Consider the following 23,614-nt stretch of genomic DNA (forward strand, 5'->3'; position numbering starts at 1 on the left):
GAGCCATGGGAAGGCCGCGGCTACGGACGATCGCTTCCAACGAGTCGCTCAGGCGGTCGATCGAGGAGAGTACCCATGAGCGATGATCCCCACGCTTCGCTACTCGCGCTCACGCCCATGAACCCGGCCTACCAGTACGATCCGCACGCGGTGCTCCGTCCGCTGCGCGAGACCTGCCCGGTGGCTCGTGATCCACAGGCGGGCACGTTTATCGTCACGGGCTATGCCGAGGCACATCGCGTGCTCGCGAACCGCCGCACGTATCGCGATGGCGCAAAGGCGGAGGAGGCTGCCGTCCTGATCCGCCGTCAGGCCGAGCAGCTTCCACCCGGGGTACCGCGCGCCGAGGCCGTGTCGATCCTGGTCCTGGACGACCCGGACCACGCGCGCATACGCCGGCCGCTCCAGCGCGCCTTTTACGCACGCGTGAAGACCTGCCGCCCGCGCGTGGAGCGGGTCATCGCCGCCGCACTCGACGCCATCGATCCCGCGCGGCCGTTCGACCTGATGGCCCGCTATTGCGTACCCATTCCCGTGCACGCGATCGCGGCGATCCTGGGGGTGGATGGCGACAACCTGGACGATTTCCGGGAGTGGTCCGAAGGCGTGATCTTGGGCCTCAACCCGTTCCGCTCGGCCGAACAAACCGCCGTGCTCGAACGCTGCCGCACTGCGCTCCATGCCTATTTCCGCGCGCAGATTGCAGACCGGCGGGCAAACCCTGGCGACGACCTGATCAGCGACATGGTCGCGCTTCAGGCACAAGGCGCGGAGATCAACGACGCCGAGCTGGTGGTCAACCTCATCGCGCTGCTCGTCGGCGGCAATCTGACGACCACCGATCTGATCGGGAACGGTGCCCGACAGCTGATGCTCAACCCAAACGAACGCGACAAGCTGCTCGCCGAGCCGGGCCTCGCACCCTCACTGGTGGAGGAGGTGCTGCGGTATGAGGGGCCGATAGACATCACCCAACGCATCATGGCCGAAAATGGCGAGATCGGCGGCTGCCCGGTCGCGGCGACCCAGGCGGTGACCACCGTCCTGCGCGCCGCCAATCGCGACCCGGCCGTATTTGACGATGCGGAGGCGTTCATCATCGACGCCAAGCGCGCGCCGCATCTGTCGTTTGGCGGCGGCAGTCACATCTGCATCGGCGCCCCGCTTGCGCGGCTGGAAGGCCAGCTGGCGTTGCTGAAGCTGTTCCAACGCTTTCCCAAGCTCCATATGCTTGACACCGAGGTCGAACCTCGCTGGCGCACGCTGCCGTTCTTTCGCGGGCTGCAGGAGCTGCGCGTTCAGGCCTGACGACAGACCTTTAGCGTCAGGTGAAGGTCAGCCCGGCAAAGGCACCGCTGGTCCGCCAACCATCCAGGTAACGGAAATAGGCGCTCGGCCCCGCCGGATAGCCGACGGCGGAACGCATCGCCGCCGTCGGCTCCTGCCCCTCGTTGTTGTAGTAGCCCGGCGTGCAGTCCGGCGCACCGAGCAGCCGGGGCGGGCCACCGAGCAGCTGCTCGACCCATGCCCGCTGCGCGTTCTCCCCCACCTCCACGACCGGCTTGCCCAGCGTAAGCGCGTGGCCGACCACCGTCGCGATCGTGCGTCCGGCCTCGACCAGGTTGTGCGGGATGTTCGAGATCAGGTTGGCGCCCTGCCCGGGCTGGACGAAGAACGCGTTGGGAAAGCCGTGGACGTGAATACCATGCAGAGATCGCATTCCGTCGCGCCAAGCACGCGACAGCGTCAGCCCTTCGCGTCCGATCGGATCGAATCCGGCGCGCTTCTCGTAATCGGAGCCGACCTCGAAGCCCGATGCGAAGATGATGCAGTCCACTGCATATTCGCGTCCCGAGACCACGAACCCTGCGGGCGTGATCCGCTCGACCCCCTTCCCGTCGGTATCGACCAGCTCCGTCGAGGGCTGGTTGAACGCCGGCAGATAGGCATCGTGAAAGCAGGGTCGCTTGCACAACTGGCGATACCACGCCTTCAGCGCCTGAGCCGTGGCGGCGTCCGCGACGGTCGTGTCGACCCGAGCGCGAATCTCCTCCATCTTCTCGAAATCGCAGTCCTCGTACGCCGCGAGCATCGCCGCTTGCGTCATCTGTTCGCGCGGCAGACCCATGAGCCTTGAGCGGATACGACGCGAGATGTCGGTCCAGCCGTCCTGGACCAGATCGTCGCGCGCATTACCTCCCGCCTGGTTGTCGGTGAAGTTCTCCAGCCAGCGTAGCTGCCAGCCCGGCGTCGCGACCGTCGCGAACCAGTCGGGATCGATCGGGCGGTTGTCGCGTACGTCGACTGACGAGGGCGTGCGCTGCACGACGAAGAGCTTACCCGCGGCCGCCGCGAGATGCGGCACGATCTGCACCGCGGTGGCGCCGGTGCCGATGATCGCCACGCGCTTGTCGGCCAGCCGGTCCAGCGGCGCACCCTCGGCATCGCCGCCGGTATAGGCATAGTCCCAGCGGCTGGTGTGGAAGCTGTGGCCTGCAAAGGTTTCGATGCCGGGGATGCCCGGCAGCTTGGGGACGTGCAACGGTCCGACGCCCATTCCCAGATAGGTGGCAGTAAAGCGATCACCGCGATTGGTGGAGACGATCCAGCGTGATGCCGTTTCGTCCCACTCGGCACCCGTCACCTCGGTCTGGAACAATGCCTTTTCGTACAGCCGATATTGCCGCCCGATCCGCCCGCATTGCGCCAGGATCTCTGGTCCGTGCGCGTATTTCTCGGTCGGGCGGTGTCCGGTCTCCTCCAGCAGCGGCATATAGACCATCGAGGCGGTGTCGCACTGAGCACCGGGATAACGGTTCCAATACCATGTACCGCCAAAGTCGCTGCCCTTCTCGACAATGCGAACGTCAGTGACGCCCACCTCGGCCAGCCGCGCGCCGGTCACCAGCCCGGCAAAACCGCCACCGACGAACGCGAAGGTGACGTGATCGAAGAGCGGTTCGCGCTCGATCCGCTCTGCCTGGACGTCCAGCTTGTAGCGCTCGAACATGCCTTCGGTGCGATGATACTGCGCGCTGCCGTCGGTCCGGAGGCGCTTGTCGCGTTCGGCGACGTACCGGGCGAGCAAGGCCTCCTTGTCGATCTTCGGCTCGGTGGCAGGCACAGGCATGAACCTTCTCGACATTGTCATGGAGGCAGGGCGCGGCGGACCTTTTGCGCGTGCAAGGCGGTGTGCACAATGGCGCTTGGCTCGAGCCGGGCGTCCGGCGGTGCCGGCCGGCTTTCTCCCGATGGTTCCGTCGCCTCAGTGTGCCGTGCCGAGCAGGTTGCGGGCGACCACCCATTTGTGGACCTCGGTCGGCCCATCGTAGATCCGCATGGTGCGTAGCCGCGTCGCCATCAGGTGAAGCGGCAGTTCCTTGGTCATACCCATGGCGCCGAATGCCTGCATGACGTGATCGACGACCTCATATGCCATCTCGACCGCAAACGCCTTGATCATCGATATCTCGCTGCGCACGTCGCGGCCCTCGTCGAGCTTCCACGCGCAGTCATAGGTCATCAGCCGTGCTGCATGGATCTTGGTCGCCGCGTCGGCGATCCAGAACTGGATCGCCTGACGCTCCGACAGCGGCTTGCCGAAGGTGGTGCGCTGCGGTGCATAGTCGACCAGCATGTCGAGCGCGCGCTGGGCCATGCCGATTGACCAGGATGCCATCTCTATCCGGCGTGTCCCAAGCCGGACCTGCATCGGTGCGAACCCCTGCCCCTCCTGACCGAGCAGCTTCCAACCGGGCACCCGGCAGTCCTCCAGCGCTATCTCGTACGCTGACTGGCCGCCGATCAGCGCGATCTGCCGCAGGATGTTGAAGCCCGGCGTGTCGCGGTCGATCAGGAAAGCGCTCACGCTGTTGCGCCTGCCCGCCTCAGTTCGCTCGGTGACCGCCATGACGATCGTGAAGTCGGCCTCGGCGGCGCGGGTGATCCATGTCTTGCGACCATTGATGACCCAATCGTCACCATCACGCACCGCGCGCGTCGACATGCCCGACGGGTCCGAACCCGCGCCCGGTTCAGAGATGCCAATCGCCGAAATCGTCTCGCCTCGCACATAGGGCTCGAGGTAAGCGGTCCGCTGCCGGTCGGTGACGGTCGCCATCAGCATCCGCAGATTGGGTGAGTCGGGCGGCAGCACATACGGAACGATCGTTCGCCCAAGCTCCTCGTTGACGCCGACGATCGCGACCATCGGCAAGTCTGCCCCGCCGATGTCCTCCGGCGCGTCCAGACCCCAGAGCCCCAGGTCGCGCGACACAGCGTCGATCCGCGCATTGTCCGCCGGCGGCAGCGCGGGTGACTGTCCCGAAGCCTCACGCGCCAGCACGCCGGGTTCCAGCGGCATCAGCTCGGTGTCGACGAACCGGCGCACCAGATCCTTCAGCATGCGGTGGTCGTCGGCGAGATCGAAATTCATGGCTGTTGCTCCCCCATGCCCAGTTCCGGCAACCTGGCGAATGGTGCGCCGCGACGCTCGCTCACCCGCGGTGAATGCACTAGCAATGGTTTCACGAAAACGTCGCAGGGAGCAACGCGTTGCCGACAGTCGCTGTGGTTCCGGGCGAGGGCGCTGCCGTCGAGGCGCTCGAAACGACGCTGGAAGTGCTTCAGAGCATGGCGCTCGGGCTTCGGTTCGTACATCCCCTGGTCGGAGAGCGCGCCCTCGCGGCCGGTCTGCCGGCGTTTCCCGACATGGCTAGAACCGCGATCGACGATGCCGATGCGACGCTGTTTGGCGCCACGTCGGGGCCTTCGGCAGCGGCGCTGTTCTATCTGCGCTGGGGCATGCAGACCTTTGCCAATGTGCGTCCGATCCGCTGGTTTCCGGGGATGCCCAGCGTCCTTGCGGATCCGACCGGCATCGACCTGGTGATCGTGCGCGAGAATCTGGAGGACGCCTATGTCGCTATCGAAGGCGACCTCGCCGTGCTGGAGCCGCTGGCCCTGACGAGCCGCACTGCGGGCGTCGCGCCGCATCTGATGGGAGAGGGTCGTTTCGCGCTGAAGGCGATCACGCGCGCCAAGTCGGAGCAGGTCGTACGCCACGCCTTCAAGCTTGCGCGCGCGCGCAAGCTGGCGGGCGGACGCGGGCTGGTCACTGCCAGCGCCAAGCACAACATGCTGCCCCAGACCGACGGATTGTTCATGGAAGTCGCGACGCAAGTCGCCGCCGACTTTCCGGACATTGGGTTCGAGACGCTGATCATCGACGACTGCGCGCACCGGCTCGTCCGCATGCCGAACCGCTTCGACGTGCTGGTGATGCCCAATCTTTACGGCGACATCCTGTCGGACATGGCAGCGGGGCTGGTCGGCGGGCTGGGGGTGGCGGCGAGCGGCTGTTTCGGTGCCGATTATGCCTATTTCGAATCGGCGCATGGCACCGCGCCGGACATAGCCGGCAAGAATATCGTCAACCCGACGGCGACACTGCTGTCGGCGGCTATGATGCTCGAGTATCTCGGATTCGGCAACGCCGCGGCGCGGCTCCGCACCGGCATCGAGCGGGTCTATGCAGATGGCCTCACCCTTACGCCCGACGTTGGTGGGAAGGCCACGACGCATGCCTTCGGCGCGGCCGTGATCGCGTCACTGTAGCTCAACCGCTCAGCCGGGCGAGCAGCGTGGCGCGGGCGGCGGCATATTCTCGCTTGAGTTGTTGCGCGACCGCGCGCGCGGGTTCCACCGCTTTCACCGCGCCGATCCCCTGCCCCGCCGACCAGAGGTTCTTCCAGCGCTTGGCGGTGCCCGCCGCCACGATGGCGCCTGGCAAGGTCGTGCGGAGCGCGTCGAGCTCGATACCGGCGGCAAGCAGGCTGCGCGTGAGGAAATTGGCGGGCGCGCCGTCGACGGCCGCGCTGAAGAAGACGTCGCTCGCTCCGTCGGCGGCCACCATCGCCTTGTGGCCATCGCTTGCCAGCGACTCCTCCGTCGCCAGAAAGCGCGTGCCGACATAGGCGAGGTCCGCGCCCATGGCCTGCGCGGCGAGGATGTCCGCCCCGGTGCCGATGCACCCGGCGAGCGCCAACGGCCCATCCCAGACGGAGCGTACCTCGTTGAGGAGCGCAAACGGATTGATCGTGCCGGTGTGCCCACCGGCACCGGTCGCAACCGCGATCAGACCGTCGACGCCGGCGGCGGCGGCCTTTTCGGCATGCCGCCGGCTGGCGACGTCGTGCAGCACGACCCCGCCATAGCTCTGCACGGTCGGCACCAGATCGATCGGTGCGCTCTTGGAGGTCAGGACCACCGGCACGCGGTAGCGCAGGCACAGCTCCAGATCGCCTGCCATGCGCGGGTTGGTCGCGTGCGTGACGAGGTTGACCCCATAGGGCGCGACGACGCGATCGGGATGAGCAGCACGCAGCGCGGCCAGCCCTTCTTCGATCTCCACCAGCCACGCCTCGAACTCGGCCCGCGTGCGCGTCGCATGGGCCGGGAAACTGCCAACCAGCCCTTCCGCACACGCGGCGAGTACCAGCGCCGGGCCGGAGACCAGAAACATCGGCGCGACGATGACGGGCAAGGATAGCCCCGCGATCAGCGTGCGCAGGCGATCGCCGGGCGGCGACGGCTCAGGCAGCGCGGATCGCCGCCGCGATGGCGAGCGTCCGCTCCGCCTCGGCGCGGTGCAGCAGCTCCACCATCTTGCCTTCAAGGCGGATCGCGCCGCGGGAGGCGTTCTCCGGCAGGGTGAAGGCAGAGACCACCTTTTCCGCCCAGGCGATCTCCTCCGAACTGGGCGCAAACACCCGATTGGCCGTGGCGATCTGCGCGGGATGGATCAGCGTCTTGCCGTCAAAGCCCCAGTCCAGACCCTGGCGACACTCCGCTTCGAACACGGTGTCGTCGTCGATCACGTTACAGACACCGTCCAGCGCCGTCACCCCTGCGGCACGGGCGCTCACGACGATCTGGCTCAGCACAGGCAATAGCGGCGTCCGCAGGGCGCCCGGACGGCAACGCATCTCCTTGGCGAGATCGTTGGTGCCCGCGACCAGGGCCACAAGCCCCGTCTCGCGCGCCGCTGCCACGATGGCGGCGAGGTTCAGGATCGCGTCGCAGGTCTCGATCATCGCCCACAGCGGGATGCCCTCGCCGATCATCGCCCGGGCGCGCCGCAGTACCTCCGGGTCGGACACCTTGGGCAGCAGCACGCCGTCCGGCCGCACGGCGGCGGCGGCGCGAAGGTCCGCCTCGCCCCATTCGGTATCCGGGCCGTTAGCCCGGATCACCAGCTCGCGCCGGCCGAAGCCGCCTGCCCGTGCCGCTTCAGTAGCCTGATCGCGGGCGAGGTCCTTCATGTCGGGCGCAACCCCATCCTCCAGATCGAGGATCACCGTGTCGCACGGTAGCGCCCGCGCCTTCTCGATCGCGCGGGCGTTCGAGGCCGGCATGTACAGCGCGCTACGCCGCGGGCGGGACGTCATTCGGTCAGCCTCCGTGCAGTTCGACGCCGTCTTCCTCGCGACTGAGGCGCCGGGCGGCGATCATGTAGTTCCAGACCGCCACGATGTTGACCAGAGACACGAGCGCGATGGCGTAGCGAACACCTTCAGCCGAGGCCGCCCCGCAGGCTGCGCGCACCTCGGATGTCGCCGCAGCCAGCATGCCACGCCGCACGCATTCGCCGGCATAGTCCAGCCCGGTAAAGGCCGCCGCCGCGAAGCTGTCGCTGGCGAAACCGGTCAGCAACGGCCCCATGCCCAGCCCAATCGACGCGGAGAGCAGCATCAGGATGGCGGTCGCCGTGGCGCGCATCCGTGGCGCAATGCGGTTGTGGATCGAGGCGAATGTCGGGCCATGGTAAAACGCGCCGGCGAAGCTGGATACGAACATGCAGACGACCAGCACCGTCAAGGAGGACTGGAGCACCCCGCCGACGTGAAGCGGAATGCCGATCGCCAGTCCCAGCGCCGGCAGCCATGCGATCCAGCGATAGTCGCGGCGCGTCAGCACATCCGTAAGCCAGCCGCCAATGAACGTCCCGACGGCGGCGGCACCCGCGTTGACCACGCCATAGGTGAAGGCCGCCTCGGAATAATCCATTTTGAAGTCGCGCACGAACAGGGGATGGAGGAATGCGCCGATCGAATAGGCGGTGAATGCCGCGAGCGTCGTGCCGGCCGCGACGTTGCGCAGCCCCGGCGTCGACCACAGGGTCCGCAGCACGGCGCTGAACGGGGGCGCTTCCGAGTCCGCCTCAATCGCGTCGAACCGGCCTCGCGGCGGCTCACGCATCAGCAGGAGAAGCACCAGCGCCAGCAGGATGCCGGGCGCGCCAACGACGAGAAACGCGACGCGCCAGCCATAGTCCTCGGCCAGCGCTCCCGCAAACATCGCGCCCCCGAAGCTGCCGAGCGGCACGCCGATGTAATAGATCGAGATGGCGAACGCGCGTTTCGCACGGGGGAAGTAATCGGTGATGAGCGACTGTGCCGAGGGCGAGCAACCGGACTCGCCGATACCCACGAACACGCGCATCACCAGCAGGTGAACATAGCTGGTCGCCGCGGCGCACAACATGGTCGCGGCCGACCAGAAGGCGATGGCGGTGGAAAGGATGCGGACCCGGCTGTACCGATCGGAAAGGCGCGCGATCGGCACGCTCATGACCGCGTACAGCAAGGCGAAGCTGAGCCCTCCGAGCAGGCCGAGCTGCGTGTCGCTGAGCTGCAGGTCGCGCTTGATCGCCTCGCCTAGCACGTTGATGATCGTGCGATCGGCGAAGTTGACGGCATAGCTGAGCATCAACAGTGTCAGGACCAGCCAGCTGGGCGTCAGCTTGGCCGCCGACGAACTGGTGGTCCGGGCGGCCGCGCCGCTCGCATGAGGCTCCGCCACCGCCTCGATCGGATCGGCAGGCACGATGGGCTGCATCAGTTGGACCCCCTGCGGCTGGGCTTGCCGAGCAGCTGATCGGCGATGATCCGCTGCTGGATCTCGGACGTGCCTTCGAAGATCTTGGTGAGGCGTGCGTCGCGCCAGTAGCGCTCGATCGGGTAAAGCGTGGTGTAACCGGCGCCGCCAAAGATCTGCAGCGCCTCGCTGGTCACGCGCTCCGCCATCTCCGATGCGAACAGCTTGACCATCGAGATTTCCACACGGGCGGGGCGACCCTCGTCGAGCTCCGTGCAGACATGATACATCAGCTGGCGCGCGGCTTCGATCTCCGTCGCCATGGTCGCGATCTTGAAACGGATCGCCTGAAAGTCGGAGATCGGCTGCCCGAACTGCACGCGTTCCTTGGCATAGACCATCGCATCCTCCAGCGCGCCGCGCGCCAGCCCGATGGCGCGTGCGGCCGTATGCGCACGGGCAATGCCGAGGCCGGCGGCGGCGACCTGATAGCCCCTGCCGCTGCCGTCCGCTTCGCTCGTCGGCGTGCGGTATGGTGCGCGCACGCCGTCGAAATGCAGTTCCCAGGTCTTCCAGCCGAAATAGCCGATCTTGGGAATCGGGCTACCCGTGACGCCCTGGGGAAGCTGGCCGCGCGGCTTCTCGACCGCGACGCTGATCGTGCCGGCCTTCGCGTCGGGCGGGGCGTCGGGATCGTCGATCCGGCAAAGCACGTTGATGAAGTCGGCGCCGTCGGCAAAGGTACACCAATATTTGTTGCCAGTGATGACCCAATCGTCCCCATCCCGACGCGCCCGACAGCTGACGCCGGACAGGTCGGAGCCGGTGTTGGGTTCCGACAGGGCCGCGGCGCCAAGATACCGGCCGGCCGCCATCTTGCGCGCCTTTTCCTGACGCTCCTCCGGGCTCCCAGGGATCGACCGGTAGAAGTTGTTGCCGCGTGCGATAATGCTGGCGACGCTCATCCATCCCCGCGCCAACTCTTCCGCCACCAGGCAATATTCGAACGCGCCCAGCCCCAGCCCGCCCAGCTCCTGCGGGATCAGAATACCGAAGAAGCCGAGATCGCCCATCTTGTCGATCAGCTCGCGCGGAATGTCGCCCTTTTCGGGATCCAGCCGGTTGGCGACCGGCAGCACTTCGTCGCGCACGAAATCGCGCGCGAGATCGCGGATCATCAGCCGCTCGGGAGTGAGATAGCCGTTTGCTTCGGGCAGGGCGGCGGCGGCGTCGAGGCTGTGCGGGGTCATGGGATCAGAACTTCTTGCTGAAGCCGAACTTGACGGTGGTGCCCAGCCCGTTCGCCACGAACGGATCGTAGCTGTAGTTGAGGCGAACGAAGGGCGGGTCGACGTTGAACAAATTGTCGATGCTCGCGACGAACTGCATCTCGGCGGGGAGCTCCAGCCGATAGGCCACGTCGATCACGGTCCACGAAGCGATGTTCTTGCCTTGCGGCAAAGTGGTCGGCGTGGTGCCGTTGGTGCTGTAGTTCACCGAGGGCGAGAAGATGTCGGTACGCTGATCGACATAGCCGTCGAAATAGCGGGCGGTGACGCGCAGGTTCTGCCGCCCCGCGTCGATGTTGACATAGGCGGTGCCCTTCCATTCCGGCAGCGGGTAGGCGACCGTCTGGAAGTTGAGCTTGCCGACCGCGTCGAACGCCGGGGACAGCGGCAGGTTGCCCAGGCTGAGCGCGCCGATGTCGTAGTTGAGCGACCAGGTTGCGTCCGCCCCGACCGTGACGCGCGCGCCCAGGACATCGCGCATCGCATAGGAAATCGCGAAGTCCAGCCCGTCCACGTTGACCGGCGCGCCGTTGATGATGTTGACGCGGACCCGGGCGATGTTCGCGGCCGCGCAATCGTCCGCGGTGCCGTTGCCGTTGAGATCCTGGAACGAAAACCGCGCCAGGATGGCCGCAAAGGCCGGATCGGTGCATCGATTGGTGGTGTTGGTGGGGTACAGGCCGGCAGCGAGTGCGCTGATCGGCTCGACCGTGATCGAGTCGCGCAACTTGAACTTGAAGTAATCGACCGAGGCCCGGAAGCCGCCGGCGTCCACCAGTGCGCCGATGTTGAACGACGTCGCGCTTTCGGGGCTCAGGTTGGGATCGCCGAAGGCGTCGATGGCGCGAAAGATGCCGCGGACGTTCTGCAGCGTGGTCGCCGGATTGGGATCGGTCGAGATCAGCGGCGGCCCGCGAAAGGTCGTGCTGATCGACCCGCGCAACGCCAGCCAGTCGACCACCTCCCACTTGCCCGCAAATTTCGGGTTGAAGGTCGAGCCGATCCCGCCGCCATAGTCTTCGTACCGAGCGGCAGCCTGGAACGACAGCGAGTCAAACACCGGCAGGCTCAGTTCGGCAAAGCCCGCATAGACGCTGCCGGTGAGATCCACCGGCGTCGTGACGTTGTAGAAGGACAGCGGACCATTGCGGATCGCGCAGTTGGTCACGAGGAAATCGGGGGTGTTCAGGCACGGATTGGTCCTGGCGTCGCCGATCCCGTTGGCACGGTTCTCGTACCAGCTCTTGCGGTACTGGCCGCCCAGCGCCCATCCGATCTCGCCACCGGGCAGATTGATCCCCGTCTGACCGTTGAAGACCAGGTCGGCCACCAGCAGCCGGCTCCGGGCGTTGTAGCTGAAGGTCTGATAGAATGCGCCGGCGACGTCGTTCGAGTTGGCGACGGCGGGGTTGTATTGCGGGTTAACGCCGCCCTGCTGCGGGTTGAACGCGACGGCGGTGGAGAAGGGATTGAAATACTGGCAGGCTCCGACTCCGGGCGTGCCCTGGACACCCGCCCGCGCCGGATCGGAATCGCAGCCCGATCCGCCAAGCCCGATCAGCGCAAGCTGCAGGCGATTGGAGATGACGTCGTTGTTCGTCCGGTAGTTCTTGTTTTCCATGTAGGTGACGGTGAAATCATACCCGAAGGACGGGTTGAGGTTGCCGCGTAGCCCCCCGGAGATGCGGAAGGCGTCGATCTTGCGCTCGGCTTCGGCGCCGCCCGTGTCTCGGAACAGCGGATTGCCGCCGAGGAAGAACGGCCGGAACGACACGAGCTGGACGCCCGTCGTGCCGGCCGGGAACACGCCCGGATTGGCCGCGACATAGGACTGAAAGCCCGGATTGCTCGCGGGGACGAAGAAGCGGCCGGCCAGCGCCGGCACGCCCGTCGGATCGACCCCGGGGAGCTGTACCGGCGCCTGCGACGGGCTGGTGATGTAACGCGGCACTTCGGTGTGCGCGTAAAGCCCCTCGAGGTACAGGGTAGCCTTGTCACTGATCTCGTAGGAGAGGTCGCCGAAGACCTGGTAGCGATTCTCCTCCTCGACCAGATTGTCGAACTGGACGCTCTGCGAGTAGCAGACCGGTGTTGCGCCGCTGAAGCCGGGAAAGCCGTTCAACGACGCGCAATTGACGTCGCGGCGCGCCGGACCGATCGCTGCGTTGTTCGCGCCGAGTGGAATATAGGTGCCGGGATTGCCAATTGCGGTGTAACCGCCGTTCGGATTGTCTAGATAGCCCACGCGCACGAAGTCGCGGGTGTAGGCCTCCAGCTGCGCGCGATGCTGGTAGCCGGCGGAAAGGAACACGCGCAGATCACCGAACCGGCCGCCGTACGAGCCGGACAGAGTGAAATCGCCGTCCGAATCGCGGATGAACCGGTAGTCGGCGGCGAGTGCGAGACCGCGCTGATCGGTGCGGGTAATGAAGTTGACCACGCCAGCCACCGCGTCCGAACCGTACAGCGCGGCAGCGCCGTCCTTGAGCACCTCGACGCGGCTGATCGCCGCCGAGGGAATGAGGTTGGTGTCGACCACGCCGTTGGCGGTCGCGGCGACGGGATTGAAGCTGAGCCGGCGCCCGTTGAGGAGCACCAGCGTCCGCTCGGGACCGAGGGCGCGCAGGTTGATCGAGCCGCTGCCCTCCGATCCGCCGGAGCGCGAATCGAACTGGTTGGAGTCACCCAGCACGCCGCTCGAACTGGGCAGCGACTTGATCAGGTCGAGGGTGGAGGGCGTGCCCCGATTGGCGAGTTCCGCCTCGCCGATCACGTCCACGGGCAATGCGGCGTTTTCCGGTGTGCCGCGAATGAACGATCCGGTGACGACGATGTCGTTGCCGACCGTCTGCGCTGCGGGATCGGAAACCGGGGTGTCCGCCGCCTGCTCGCGATCCTGTTCGGCAGGCGTCTGCGGCAGGTCGGCCTGATTGCCGGCTGAGCGCGGCTGCGGCCCGGTCTGGGCATATAGCGGGGTCGCCGCAACCAGCGCCACCGTCGCGGCGGTGGATGCGAGCAGGATCCTGAAACGAGTGGGTCTCACGACCATGATGTCTCTCCCTTGGATGGCTCGGCTGAAGCGGAGCTCGAATTCGAGGTCCATCGTATCTGCCGCCGCTCGCAAAGGCATCCCGTCCAAACATGGTATCGCATACGTGATGAAGCCGCGCAATCGCCCGGAAACCCGCCGTTCCCGGGGCCGCCACCAAGGTTTCCCTCAATCACATCTGTGATGCTTACCGTCAGCGACGCCGGGTCGGCTTGCTCAACGCGATGGTCACGCGCATTCCCAAGGCAACAAAACAGTCGGAGCGGGGTGGATGGCGGAGGATATCAGGCAGCGGGCGAAGCTGTGGCCGAAGGGTCGCCTCTTCGAGGATTTCACGGTCGGCCAGAAGTTCGAACACCATTGGGGCCGCACCGTCGAGACCAGCGACACCCTGCTCTTCTCGACCCTTACCCTGGCGTTCAATCCGCTCTACTTCAACCGCGACTATGCCCGCGCCCACGGCCATCCGGACATCGTCGTCAACCCGCAGCTCCTCTTCAACATCGTGCTCGGCCTATCGGTCGAGGATTGTTCGGAAATCGGCGGGCCGTTCCTTGGCGTGTTCGAGCTGACCTACCATCGGCCGGTCTATCCCGGCACGACCATCCGTGCGACCAGCGAGACAATCGAGGCGCGCGTGTCCGGCAGCAACCCGGCCAACGGCATCGTCACCTGGAACAGCGCCGGGATCGACGAGGAGGGCGCCGCCGTCGTCAGCTTTCGCCGATCCAACCTGGTCCGCCGCCGCCAGATCGAAGGAGCGCAATGATGCAGCGCCTGTCCGCCCTGACCGGGCAACACAATTACTTCGAGGACTTTGAAGTCGGACTCGCCATTCGCCACGCGCGCGGCAAGACCGTCACCAACCTGGACAATGTGCTCATCACCAACATGGTGATGAACACCGCGCAGGGTCATTTCAATGAAGACGCCATGTCGAAGAGTGGCGGGCCCTTCGGCAACGGCAAGATCATCAGCTATGGCGGGGTCAACTTCTCGATGGTGCTGGGCCTCGCGGCACAGGATTGCTGCGAAAACGCGCTCGCCGAACTCGGGCTGGACAACGTCAAGCTGATGCGTCCGGTGACGCACGGCGACACATTGTATGCGTTCAGCGAGGTGCTGGAACGCAGCGACGCTGACCGCGAGGATGCGGGGCTGATCCGCTTCCGCCACTATGGCTTCAACCAACATGACGAGCAGGTCGCACAGGTCGACCGGCTGGTGCTGATGAAGCGGAAGAGCCATTGGGGCGATCGGTGAGCGGCGCACTCAGCGACATCCGGATCATCGATCTGACCCAGATGCTGGCGGGCCCCTATGGCACGATGGTACTCGCCGATCATGGTGCCCTGGTCATCAAGGTCGAGTCGCCGCAGGGCGACATGACGCGGGGACCGAACGGGTCCGGGGGTCAGCAGCGGGAACTGGGCGGCTATTTCCAGAGCATCGACCGCAACAAGGAAAGCATCGTTCTCGACCTCAAGAGCGAGGGCGGGCGCGAAGCATTGAAGATGCTGGTGCGCGACGCCGACGCGATCACCGAGAATTTCCGCACCGGCGTGATGGACCGGCTGGGCCTGGGCTATGAGGTATTGCGGGAGATCAATCCCCGGCTCGTCTATGGCTGCCTGCGCGGGTTCGGCGACCCGCGCACGGGCAAGTCACCATACCAGCAATGGCCCGCCTTCGACGTCGTCGCGCAGGCGATGGGCGGCATCATGGCCATCACGGGTCCCGATGCCGGTACGCCGACCAAGGTAGGACCGGGCGTTGGCGACATCGTCCCCGGACTGATGCTCGGCTTCGGCGTGCTGGCGGCGGTCCACCATGCGCGCCGGACGGGCGTCGGCCAGTTCGTCGACGTGGCGATGGCGGATTCGGTGCTGGCGGTATGCGAGCGGATGATCTGGCAGCACTCGACCGAGGATGTCGTCCCAGGACCGGAGGGCAACCACCATCCCTTCCTCTGCCCGTTCGGCATGTTCCCAGCCGCCGACGGCCACATCACCATCGCCGCGCAGCAGGACGCGTTCTTTTCCGTACTGACGGAGGCGCTGGACGCGGGCCACCTCCTGACCGACCCACGCTTCGCGACCCGACCGCAGCGCACCGCGAACCGTCACGCGCTGATCCCGGCGCTGGGCGAGGCGACGCGACGCTTCACCAAGGCCGAGCTGATGCAGCGGCTGGGGGGACATATTCCCTTCGGTCCGGTGATGAACATTGCGGAGATCGAGCAGGACCCGCATTTCATCGCCCGCGAGATGATCGTGCCGGTCGAGGAGCCCGGCCACAGCCCGCTTCGCATCGCCGGCGTGCCGATCAAGATGACGGAAACACCGGGTGGCGTTCGCACGCGCGCGCCGTTCCTGGGCGAACACACCCGCCAGCGCCTTGCCGAAGCCGGTCTCTCCTCCGAAGAAATCCAGATGCTCATCGACCGCCGCGAGGCGGCCGCCCATGAAAGGACCCCCGCATGAACCGTCCCGCGCGCGCGCGTCGCTCCCAGCTTTCCGTCCCCGGCTCCAGCGAGAAGATGCTCGCCAAGGGCGCGCAATCGCTAGCGGATCACGTCTTTTGCGACTTGGAAGATGCGGTCGCGCCATCAGTAAAAGTCGAGGCGCGGCAGAAGATCGTCCACGCGCTCAACAATCTCGACTGGGGCAAGAAGACCCGCTGCGTCCGCATCAACGACGTCACTACCGAATGGTGTCACGGCGACATCATCGAGATCGTCGAGGGCGCGGGCACCAACCTCGACACGATCATGCTGACCAAGCCCTACACGGCCGCCGACGTCCTGTTCCTCGATCGCATGCTGACGCAGCTCGAAAAGCGGCTGAAGCTCGACCGTCAGATCGGCATCGAGGTGCTGATCGAAGAGGTGCAGGCGCTGCAGAATGTGGAGGAGATCGCGAGCTGTTCGCCACGAATGGAATGCCTGATCTTCGGCATGGGGGACTATTCGGGGTCACAGGGGATCGACACCAAGGCGATCGGGTCAAGCGACGGCTACCCCGGCGACATCTTCCACTATGCCCGGTGGCGCATCACCATGGCCGCGCGCTCGGCGGGGATCGATGCGGTCGACGGCCCCTTCGCCAACTTTCGCGACGACGAAGGCTTCCGCCGCGAGGCGACCCGCTCGCGAGCGTTGGGAATGGTCGGCAAATGGGCGATCCACCCCTCGCAGATCGAGCCTGCACTAGACGTATTCAGCCCCAGCCAAGCCGATGTCGATCGCGCACGGCGCCAGGAAGCCGCCTATCTGGAAGCCGAGTCGCGTGGGCTCGGTGCGGTACAGGTGGACGGCGTGATGATCGACGTGGCCGTATTGCGCCTGACGCGCAACACGCTCAGAAAAGCCGAACTCTACGGAATGTAACGGTGATACGCTCGGTCAAATCGGCAGAACGCACGTTGGCGCTGTTCGAGCTCTTCTCGATGCGTCAGCGGCCGCTGACCGTCGGGCGGATCGCGGCCGAACTCGGGATACCGCAGGCCAGCGCCTCCATGCTGCTGACGAACCTGCGCGAACTGGGCTACATGAACTACGATCGCGCGGCCCGGACCTATTCGCCCACGATCCGCGTCGCGCTGCTGGGTAGCTGGATCAACCATCAATTCGACGATGCCGGTTCGCTTACCACCAGGCTGACCGAGTTGCAGGAACATGTCGACGAAACAGTCTTCGTCGGCATCCAGAACGGTACGCACGCACAATATATCCTGGTCATCTTTCGCGACAAGGTTCGCGCAATGCAGATCCGTTCGGGAGTCCTGAAGCTGATGACCGTATCGGCCATGGGCCGGGCGTTGCTATCGCTGAAGTCGGACGAGGAGGTGCTTCGCCATGTCCATCGCTGCAACGCAGAAGCGACGGAAGCGCGGTTGCGCGTCGTGCCGAGCGAGTTCCTGGCGCTGATCGAGCAGGTGCGCCAGCGCGGTTACGCGCAAACGCGCGGCGATGTGACGCCCAGCTTCGGCGCGATCGCCATTACCGTGCCCGCACCGGTCGGGCTGATGCCGATGGCGATTGGCGTCGGGGTACCGGTGGAGCGGATCGAGGCGGCGCGCCCGACCATCATCGCCGCGCTCTTCGAGCTACAAAAGAGCTTTGCCGCCTTCACTGCCGCCAACCCGGCCGGCGGCGAAGCCGAATATCGCGCGATCACTCAGCAAGCGCGATCAGCGGCCTGACGCTGGACGCCGTGTCCAGCGCCCGGCAATGTGCGACCAGCGCCGCCGCGCGCTGCGCGCCGAGTACCGGATCGACCAAGGAGTGGAACTTGGCAATTAGCAGGGTCCATTGTGCCTCGACGTCCTCCGCCGGCACCGCGCAATCCGCTTCCTCGCGCAACACCCGTCCATCGGCGAGCCGTACCGTCACCTCTGACAGCGTCGCGCTTCTGGCCTTCCGGCCAGTCACCACGACGCGGTCGCGCAGCGCCATCAAATCGGTGCGCGCCGCGGTGGCGTCGGTAAAGAGCAGGTCGTCCGCCGTGTTCTCCCCCATCAGCGCCATCGCGGTGGTCATGGTTAGCGAGAATTTGCATTCGAGCCCCGTGGCGGGTGCCGGAATCGCGCAGACGCGCAGGTGACCGGGGTCGACGCCGACCTCCACCGCTACGATCTGGTCGGGCCCGAATGCTTGGCGGCGGCGCAGAACATCCGCGGCGTTGATCGCGGAATGGGTCAGGTAGCAGGCGGCATGGTATTTGAAGAGCGTTTCGCGGACCCAGTGACCGCGCGGCGGCGGTGCGAGCGCCGCTTCCGGATTGAGCGCGTCCGACTGGGTCGTCCCGAAGCCCTGCTCGGTCGCAAGGATGTCGAGATGACTGGTGAAGCCCCGGGCCGCAAGACGCGCGGCGAGCAGGCCGTTGGCCGCCGCCTTGCCGGCGTGAAGCGGCTTGCACATCGTGCCGAACACCGCCTTCAGCCCCGCCGCCTGTGTACCGGCGATGCCGAAGGCGCGGATCGTGGCCTCCTGGTCCAGGCCGAGCATGCGCCCCGCAGAGGCGGCGGCGCCAAACGTGCCGTAGGTCGCGGTGCCGTGAAAGCCGCGCTGGTAGTGCGACGGACCCAGCAGCCGGGCGACGCGCACCTCCGCATCGACGCCGGCGATGAACGCGGTCAGGACGTCGCGTCCGGATCGATCGAACGCCTCACCCAGCGCCAGCACGACAGGCGCGACCGGCACCGTCGGGTGTCCCATACTCGTGATGACATCATCATAATCCAGCGCGTGACCCATCGCACCGTTCACCAGCACCGCCTGCGACAGGGGTGCGCGCGCACTGCGAGCGATCAGCGTGCAGACACCCGCCCCTGCCTCTTCCGCAGCGATAGCGGCGAGTTGGTCGACCAGTGGCTCGGCGTGAGCGGCAATGGAGACGCCGAGCCAGTCCAGCAGGCACTGCTTGGCGACCTCGGCTACGTCCGGCGTCACATCGGTCCACCCAATCGCAACGACGTCGCGGACTAGGTCTGACGTAATGCTCACAGGTCTTGCGGCTCCGGCGCGGCTAAGTTTTTTTGTCATGGCGGAAGCGTCAATTTTGTCGGCTGACAACGCAAGACACCAATCACAATATCACGGGTGTGATACTGCGGTCACGCGCTTCGATAGAACCCCCTCGGCTCGAACTGTTCTCACATAGGTGCCGCTGTCAGAACCGGCGGGCACCAAGTCGTGTCATCTGTGCCTTGCCCATTGCTTGATTAGCAAACAATCTCGCTGCAGATGCGAGAACCACGATGCGTCGCTGATTGCCGGACCTGTCGCTGCCTTCGCCATGCGCTGCTGATCGTCCGCGCGGTATAGTTCGCCACCTCCGCATTGCTGCTGTGTTGACTTGCCGACTTCATGCCTCGATGGCTGACGCCAAGCTTCACGGGCCGGCGCATGCCTTGCGCAGGCTGGCCGCCGTACATTGCGGCAGGCCGACGGCGTCCCACTGATCGCGCGGAGGGCAGGTCCGCCGCCTTCAAACCTCTTGGCGCTGACGGTGCCTTTTCAGTGCGCGGAGGGTGCCAGCGCATCGTCAGGCTGGAGGGTGGCAGGATAGTCAGTTGCGCTCGCTCAGAGGACATGGTCTGACATTCCCGCCCCACATCGCACGAACCAGCTGCATGCGCCCCGACCGGCATTGCCCTCGGCACCTGCGCGGGCATAGAATACATCGATGATCGCAGGACTTATTCGCCGTCTTTCAGCGACCATCGCACTCCGGCGGCGCTAGTACCTGATGTGGACCGCTGCTTGAGCTCCAATCCCGTCGCAGGATCGGTCGAGGTGCTCATCGCCACTTACAATTGGCGAGCGCTTCCTGCGTCCCCTACTCGACTCTTTGCTCGCGCAAGAGTTTGCATGGTTCACGATCGTGGTCCGAGACGACTGCTCCGACGATGCTACCCTGACCATCGTGAGGGAGTACGCGGCGCGGCATCCGGGTCGTATCGTGCTCCTTCCCTCGCCGACCTGCACGGCTGGTGCCGCCTCCAACTTTGCGGCGCTAATTGCTGCAGCGAATGCGGATTTCATCTTCCTGTGTGATCAGGACGACATATGGCTCCCGGGAAAGATGGCGACGAGCTTCGCGGCCATGGGGGACCTTGTCCGAACCTGGGGCCATGATCACCCGCTGCTGGTGCATACCGACCTGGCGGTCGTCGGCCCGGACCTGCAGCCGCTCTCGGACTCGCTTCACCGCTACGCGCGTTTTGATCCGGAACGACATGCCTTGAGCGACCTGCTGCTGGGTAATGTGGTTACCGGCTGCACCATCGTGGCTAACCGCTCGCTCTATGCCAATGCGCGCCCGATCCCTGCGGAAGCGGGTATGTATGACCATTGGCTCGGGCAGGTCGCGACCGCGCTCGGGGAGATTCGGCTGATCCCCGAGGCGACCGTCCTCTACCGTCAGCACGGACGCAACGTCGTCGGCGTGCGACCGGCCGGGTTCGTGCGCTTTGTGCTGAGCGTACAGCGAACGATCTTCAGCGACGCGACCTTTCGCGTGCTGTGCGCTTATTGCGATCAGGCGGACATCTTGCGTGTGAGATACGGGGCACGCCTGACGCCTCGCCAGCTCGCGCAGGTGTCGGCGCTTGCCGAAGTGTGGACGCTTCCTCGTCGAAAGCGCTTCGTGAAGTTGTGGAAGGCGGGTCTTCGCAAACCGCGATTTGCCGGAAACATCGCGTTGTTCCTGTTGATGCTCAGGCGTCGGGATCAGCCGAAAGCAACGCAAGGATCGTCCCTGCCCGGACCCTCCTCGCCCCGTCGGAGCGGATAGGATCATCGCAGCGCGGCCCCTGGTCTCCGTCGTCATCCCCGCCTGCAATGCGGAAGTGACGCTGGAGGCCACGCTTTGGTCGGCGCTGCGGCAGACCTACCCTGCGTTCGAGGTCGTGATCGTCGATGACGGCTCGACGGATCGCACCGCCCAAATCGCGCGCCGGTTCTGCGCGGACGATCGCCGGGTGCGGATGCTGTCAGGTCCCAACGGTGGCGTGAGTGCCGCGCGCAACCGGGGTATCGCCAGCGCCGACGGGGTGTTCGTCGCGTTCCTCGATGCCGACGACCTGTGGCACCCGGAGAAACTCGAGAAACAGGTCGCCGAGGCAGTCACGATCGAGAAGCTGGGCTTCGTCTATTGCTTCCACTCCAGGATCGGACCGGCGGGCGAGCAGCTGGAACGGCCGGCGGAGTTCCGCCTGGAGGGGCGAATATTCTGGCCGCATCTGTACTGGAACGTCGTCGGCTGCGGCAGCATCATCCTCGCGCCCAGGGCTGCGTTGCTGGAAGTGGGTGGCTTCGACGAGAGGCCCGAGGTTCAGGGTTGCGAGGATTACCTGCTCCAGCTGCAACTGGCGGCGCGCTACACGGTCGGGTGCGTGCCCGAACCGCTCGTCTCCTACCGGGTCGGCTCGCAGTCGCTCTCGTACGATCGCGAGCGGATGTATCGCGCCTGGCGCGCGGTTCTGCGAACCCTGCGGGCGTCCGGAACGATGCCGCGCACCAGCGTGGCATCGTGGACCCGCGGTCGCGCCTGCTGGGGACTGGCGATCGAGTGCCTGCGTCGTCGGGAATTGTACGGGGCCGTGAGCTTCTTCGCGGAAGCCGTTCGCACCGACCCGCTACGAACCTGTCTGAACGGCGCGCGGGTAGTGGCCCGGACGTTGCGGCCAGGTCCGCGGCGCGCCGGCGAGCAGGTGTGTTACGAACTCGACCGGCGACGGATGGCGAAGCTGGCGAGGCGGCCTCCTCCGGCCGTCGACGCGGACATCAGGTGAGCTTGCGACGCCGTTCGATGGCGTCGGCCGAGTGCGACCGGCTGCTCCACTGATAGGGAATCGCGTCGGTATCCTGCGGCAGCCGATAATGGTCGGGGTTCGCGTAATCATAGGCACTGGATGAGAAGTTGATCACGAGCGCATCGACCGGCGCCAGGTTCTGGAGACCATGCCACACACCCGGCGGCAGCACGACGAAGGTCGGGCGATGATCACCGATACGATACTCGCTCACCCGGCCATAGGTCGCGCTGTCCTCGCGACCGTCATAGGCGACCAGCTTGACCAGGCCCTGGTTGACGAACAGGCGATCGAAATTGTCGGCGTGACAGCTCCAGGCGCCGATCGCGCCCGGAAACAGACGTGACTGATAGGCGTGCACCACCGGCAGGCCGGTGGGGTCCCAATCGGGTCGGTACAGTTCGGTGATGATGCCATGGTCGCGGGGGACGTGGAGTATCTCGCGCACGCAGAGCCCCGCGATCGGCTCCTGCAGCATCTGCCACTCCGCCGTGTTCAGCGGTCCGTCCTTGACTGCCCCTTCGATCACGTCGCCTGCTCCTTCGTGGTGCTCGCCTGCGACCTGACTGCGACGTAGCCAGCCTCGTTGTCCAGCCCGCATACGGTCCGCACTGTCGCCGCCGGATCATGTCCGGCCGCGCTCACTCCCCGCCCGGCGGCGGCGCTCCCTTGAATCGTCGGCGGCGTTCGAAAAAGAGCTGCTGCCGGCGGCGCGCGTCGCGGGGCAGCAGGCGTCTGACCGCACCCCGGACGGTTCGGCTCGCCAGCTCGGCCAGCAGCGCGCGATAGGGCTTCACCCGTGGACGCGCCTTTTCGGTCATCAACGTCCCCGCGAGCTCGACCGCCTCGAAATCCGCCTCCCGCGCGATCCGCGCCGACCATGCCGCCTGCTCGTGGCAGGGCTTTTCGCGATACACGTCGCGCCGCGCGGCGGCGGGGAACTTGACCACCGTCAGCCTCGGCACCGGCTGCATGCGCGCGCCGTGAGCGTGCAGCCGTGCCCAGATCTCGGTATCCGGGTCGCAGTCCAGTTCCCGATAGTCGCGCCAGCCACCGGCACGGTCGCTCAACGCTTTCCGATGCACCACCGAGCTCGGCGGCAGCCACATACCGGGCCTGAACGCGGCGACGGCATGGGCGCCGTCCAGTTCCGGGTCGGTCGGCGCGACCATGCGCGCGATGCCCCAGGCGAGGTCGGCGCCACCGTCGATCGCCGCGACGAGCACCGAAAGGTGATGGGGAAGCCAGAGGTCGTCATGACCCAGATAGGCGATCAGCGCGCCGCGCGCCTGCCGCAGCCCCTCGTTGTTCGGTCCGGCCTGATGCCCGTGACGTTCCGCGAGGTTGATCCAGCGCACCCTTGGATCGCCGAAGGCGCGGACTTCCTGTTCCGATCCATCGGTGCACGCATCGCCGACGACGAGAAGCTCGAAATCGGAATAGTCCTGCCGGAGAACGCTGCCGATGGAATATGGCAGGAAGCTGCTCCAGTTCCACGTCGCCATGATGACGCTCACCCGTGGCGGCGCGTTGGGGGAGACTGCGTTCACCTGTGTGGCCTTGCGGGCTGCGCCGCTCAATGCAACCTCGGTGATGCTTGCCGATGGCCGCGGGCGGCGGGTCATCTCGACGAGGAAGGCCAATGAGCGAGAACAAGCCAGATACCGCAGCCGTCTCGCTTGATCCGGCGGACGACGCGCCGGAGTGCACGAGATGTTCGACACCGCCGAGGTCTCGGTCGCCGGAAGGGTGATCCGCCCGGCGACGGGCTATCTCGGCCCGAACGGCGTCGTGCGCGGCCGCCCACCCGTGCGCGGGCACGCGAAGCGTCAGGTGACGCTGCGGCTGGACCCGGACGTGCTCGACCGCTTCCGCGAGGGCGGGCCGGGGTGGCAGGGGCAGATTAACGAAGCGCTGCGGAAGGCGGTGGGGTTGTAGGTGCGCAAGTCGGTAGGAATCGACGTTCCACTTTAATATGCTATGTTTAATGATAATCACCGGCATATCAGGTGATCCGGATAGTCAAAAGGATGGCGCGTGCTCGACGGTCTAACCTTACGTAATTTTCGGGCGTTCAAGT

General features: G+C 66.0%; 20 protein-coding genes. 10 read left to right on the top strand and 10 right to left on the bottom strand.

Going from position 1 to position 23,614, the window contains the following annotated elements; genetic code table 11:
* The first annotated feature begins 75 nt into the window (after nucleotides 1-75).
* Entirely contained in the window at nucleotides 76-1,308 is a 1,233-nt protein-coding gene (locus tag JWN21_RS12755) for a cytochrome P450 (protein WP_299650741.1), read from the top strand.
* A gap of 16 nt (nucleotides 1,309-1,324) precedes the next feature.
* On the opposite strand, the gene JWN21_RS12760 is transcribed toward JWN21_RS12755, so the two are convergent.
* A complete protein-coding gene (locus JWN21_RS12760; protein ID WP_299650744.1) occupies nucleotides 1,325-3,130 on the bottom strand; it encodes an NAD(P)/FAD-dependent oxidoreductase in 1,806 nt (601 codons plus the stop codon).
* Nucleotides 3,131-3,265: 135 nt separating this feature from the next.
* Complete coding sequence (locus JWN21_RS12765; protein WP_299650747.1) at nucleotides 3,266-4,435, bottom strand: acyl-CoA dehydrogenase family protein; 1,170 nt, start codon at nucleotides 4,433-4,435, stop codon at nucleotides 3,266-3,268.
* 119 nt (nucleotides 4,436-4,554) lie between these two features.
* On the opposite strand from JWN21_RS12765, the gene JWN21_RS12770 reads away from it, so the two are divergent.
* Nucleotides 4,555-5,616 carry an isocitrate/isopropylmalate family dehydrogenase gene (locus JWN21_RS12770; RefSeq protein ID WP_299650751.1) on the top strand — a complete coding sequence of 354 codons (1,062 nt, stop codon included), beginning with the start codon at nucleotides 4,555-4,557 and terminating at the stop codon, nucleotides 5,614-5,616.
* A gap of 1 nt (nucleotide 5,617) precedes the next feature.
* Here JWN21_RS12770 and JWN21_RS12775 read toward each other — a convergent pair whose 3' ends face one another.
* The 5 genes from JWN21_RS12775 to JWN21_RS12795 are packed head-to-tail and all read right to left on the bottom strand — an operon-like array spanning nucleotide 5,618 to nucleotide 13,215.
* Complete coding sequence (locus JWN21_RS12775) at nucleotides 5,618-6,544, bottom strand: nitronate monooxygenase (protein ID WP_299650754.1); 927 nt, start codon at nucleotides 6,542-6,544, stop codon at nucleotides 5,618-5,620.
* A gap of 49 nt (nucleotides 6,545-6,593) precedes the next feature.
* Entirely contained in the window at nucleotides 6,594-7,448 is an 855-nt protein-coding gene (locus tag JWN21_RS12780; protein ID WP_299650800.1) for a CoA ester lyase, read from the bottom strand.
* Between the two features lie 4 nt (nucleotides 7,449-7,452).
* Entirely contained in the window at nucleotides 7,453-8,898 is a 1,446-nt protein-coding gene (locus JWN21_RS12785; RefSeq protein WP_299650803.1) for an MFS transporter, read from the bottom strand.
* A complete protein-coding gene (locus JWN21_RS12790) occupies nucleotides 8,898-10,127 on the bottom strand; it encodes an acyl-CoA dehydrogenase family protein (protein ID WP_299650806.1) in 1,230 nt (409 codons plus the stop codon). The genes JWN21_RS12785 and JWN21_RS12790 overlap by 1 nt, the downstream gene beginning before the upstream one ends.
* Nucleotides 10,128-10,131: 4 nt before the next feature.
* Nucleotides 10,132-13,215 carry a TonB-dependent receptor gene (locus tag JWN21_RS12795; RefSeq protein WP_299650809.1) on the bottom strand — a complete coding sequence of 1,028 codons (3,084 nt, stop codon included), beginning with the start codon at nucleotides 13,213-13,215 and terminating at the stop codon, nucleotides 10,132-10,134.
* A gap of 271 nt (nucleotides 13,216-13,486) precedes the next feature.
* Here JWN21_RS12795 and JWN21_RS12800 point away from each other — a divergent pair, with 271 nt between their 5' ends.
* Genes JWN21_RS12800 through JWN21_RS12820 form a run of 5 tightly spaced genes read left to right on the top strand, consistent with a single transcriptional unit; the run spans nucleotide 13,487 to nucleotide 17,418 of the window.
* Complete coding sequence (locus tag JWN21_RS12800; protein WP_299650812.1) at nucleotides 13,487-13,984, top strand: MaoC family dehydratase; 498 nt, start codon at nucleotides 13,487-13,489, stop codon at nucleotides 13,982-13,984.
* Nucleotides 13,984-14,478 carry a MaoC family dehydratase gene (locus JWN21_RS12805; protein ID WP_299650815.1) on the top strand — a complete coding sequence of 165 codons (495 nt, stop codon included), beginning with the start codon at nucleotides 13,984-13,986 and terminating at the stop codon, nucleotides 14,476-14,478. Before JWN21_RS12800 ends, JWN21_RS12805 begins: the two co-directional genes overlap by 1 nt.
* Complete coding sequence (locus JWN21_RS12810) at nucleotides 14,475-15,698, top strand: CoA transferase (RefSeq protein ID WP_299650818.1); 1,224 nt, start codon at nucleotides 14,475-14,477, stop codon at nucleotides 15,696-15,698. Before JWN21_RS12805 ends, JWN21_RS12810 begins: the two co-directional genes overlap by 4 nt.
* The gene (locus JWN21_RS12815) at nucleotides 15,695-16,603 is read left to right on the top strand and encodes a CoA ester lyase (RefSeq protein ID WP_299650821.1); all 909 of its coding nucleotides are present in this window, start codon (nucleotides 15,695-15,697) and stop codon (nucleotides 16,601-16,603) included. The genes JWN21_RS12810 and JWN21_RS12815 overlap by 4 nt, the downstream gene beginning before the upstream one ends.
* A 2-nt stretch (nucleotides 16,604-16,605) precedes the next feature.
* A complete protein-coding gene (locus JWN21_RS12820) occupies nucleotides 16,606-17,418 on the top strand; it encodes a helix-turn-helix domain-containing protein (protein WP_299650823.1) in 813 nt (270 codons plus the stop codon).
* Here the strand turns inward: JWN21_RS12820 and JWN21_RS12825 are convergent.
* Complete coding sequence (locus tag JWN21_RS12825; protein WP_299650826.1) at nucleotides 17,390-18,760, bottom strand: MmgE/PrpD family protein; 1,371 nt, start codon at nucleotides 18,758-18,760, stop codon at nucleotides 17,390-17,392. The genes JWN21_RS12820 and JWN21_RS12825 overlap by 29 nt on opposite strands.
* Nucleotides 18,761-19,547: 787 nt before the next feature.
* Here JWN21_RS12825 and JWN21_RS12830 point away from each other — a divergent pair.
* Both JWN21_RS12830 and JWN21_RS12835 read left to right on the top strand, forming a co-directional pair.
* On the top strand, nucleotides 19,548-20,513 hold the full coding sequence (locus JWN21_RS12830; protein ID WP_299650846.1) for a glycosyltransferase: 966 nt from the start codon (nucleotides 19,548-19,550) through the stop codon (nucleotides 20,511-20,513).
* Between the two features lie 34 nt (nucleotides 20,514-20,547).
* Nucleotides 20,548-21,513 (top strand): glycosyltransferase family A protein, encoded by a 966-nt coding sequence (locus JWN21_RS12835; RefSeq protein ID WP_299650849.1) that lies wholly within the window; start codon nucleotides 20,548-20,550, stop codon nucleotides 21,511-21,513.
* Here JWN21_RS12835 and JWN21_RS12840 read toward each other — a convergent pair.
* Nucleotides 21,506-22,063, bottom strand: coding sequence for a cupin domain-containing protein (locus JWN21_RS12840; RefSeq protein WP_299650831.1), 558 nt, complete (start codon nucleotides 22,061-22,063; stop codon nucleotides 21,506-21,508). The genes JWN21_RS12835 and JWN21_RS12840 overlap by 8 nt on opposite strands.
* Nucleotides 22,064-22,175: 112 nt before the next feature.
* Nucleotides 22,176-23,084: a glycosyltransferase gene (locus JWN21_RS12845; RefSeq protein ID WP_299650834.1), complete on the bottom strand. Its 909-nt coding sequence runs from the start codon at nucleotides 23,082-23,084 to the stop codon at nucleotides 22,176-22,178.
* 163 nt (nucleotides 23,085-23,247) lie between these two features.
* Between JWN21_RS12845 and JWN21_RS12850 the strand changes: the two genes are divergently transcribed.
* A complete protein-coding gene (locus tag JWN21_RS12850) occupies nucleotides 23,248-23,472 on the top strand; it encodes a BrnA antitoxin family protein (protein WP_299650837.1) in 225 nt (74 codons plus the stop codon).
* The last annotated feature ends 142 nt before the right edge of the window (nucleotides 23,473-23,614 follow it).

The sequence above is a fragment of the Sphingomonas bacterium genome (assembly GCF_028292945.1).
GTDB lineage: Bacteria > Pseudomonadota > Alphaproteobacteria > Sphingomonadales > Sphingomonadaceae > Sphingomonas.

Bases quoted from the DNA above. Each gene is read 5' to 3' on its own strand.
- JWN21_RS12755 (WP_299650741.1), top strand. From the start codon at position 76: ATGAGCGATGATCCCCACGCTTCGCTACTCGCGCTCACGCCCATGAAC.
- JWN21_RS12760 (WP_299650744.1), bottom strand. From the start codon at position 3,130: ATGCCTGTGCCTGCCACCGAGCCGAAGATCGACAAGGAGGCCTTGCTC.
- JWN21_RS12765 (WP_299650747.1), bottom strand. From the start codon at position 4,435: ATGAATTTCGATCTCGCCGACGACCACCGCATGCTGAAGGATCTGGTG.
- JWN21_RS12780 (WP_299650800.1), bottom strand. From the start codon at position 7,448: ATGACGTCCCGCCCGCGGCGTAGCGCGCTGTACATGCCGGCCTCGAAC.
- JWN21_RS12785 (WP_299650803.1), bottom strand. From the start codon at position 8,898: ATGCAGCCCATCGTGCCTGCCGATCCGATCGAGGCGGTGGCGGAGCCT.
- JWN21_RS12790 (WP_299650806.1), bottom strand. From the start codon at position 10,127: ATGACCCCGCACAGCCTCGACGCCGCCGCCGCCCTGCCCGAAGCAAAC.
- JWN21_RS12795 (WP_299650809.1), bottom strand. From the start codon at position 13,215: ATGGTCGTGAGACCCACTCGTTTCAGGATCCTGCTCGCATCCACCGCC.
- JWN21_RS12800 (WP_299650812.1), top strand. From the start codon at position 13,487: ATGGCGGAGGATATCAGGCAGCGGGCGAAGCTGTGGCCGAAGGGTCGC.
- JWN21_RS12805 (WP_299650815.1), top strand. From the start codon at position 13,984: ATGCAGCGCCTGTCCGCCCTGACCGGGCAACACAATTACTTCGAGGAC.
- JWN21_RS12815 (WP_299650821.1), top strand. From the start codon at position 15,695: ATGAACCGTCCCGCGCGCGCGCGTCGCTCCCAGCTTTCCGTCCCCGGC.
- JWN21_RS12825 (WP_299650826.1), bottom strand. From the start codon at position 18,760: ATGACAAAAAAACTTAGCCGCGCCGGAGCCGCAAGACCTGTGAGCATT.
- JWN21_RS12850 (WP_299650837.1), top strand. From the start codon at position 23,248: ATGTTCGACACCGCCGAGGTCTCGGTCGCCGGAAGGGTGATCCGCCCG.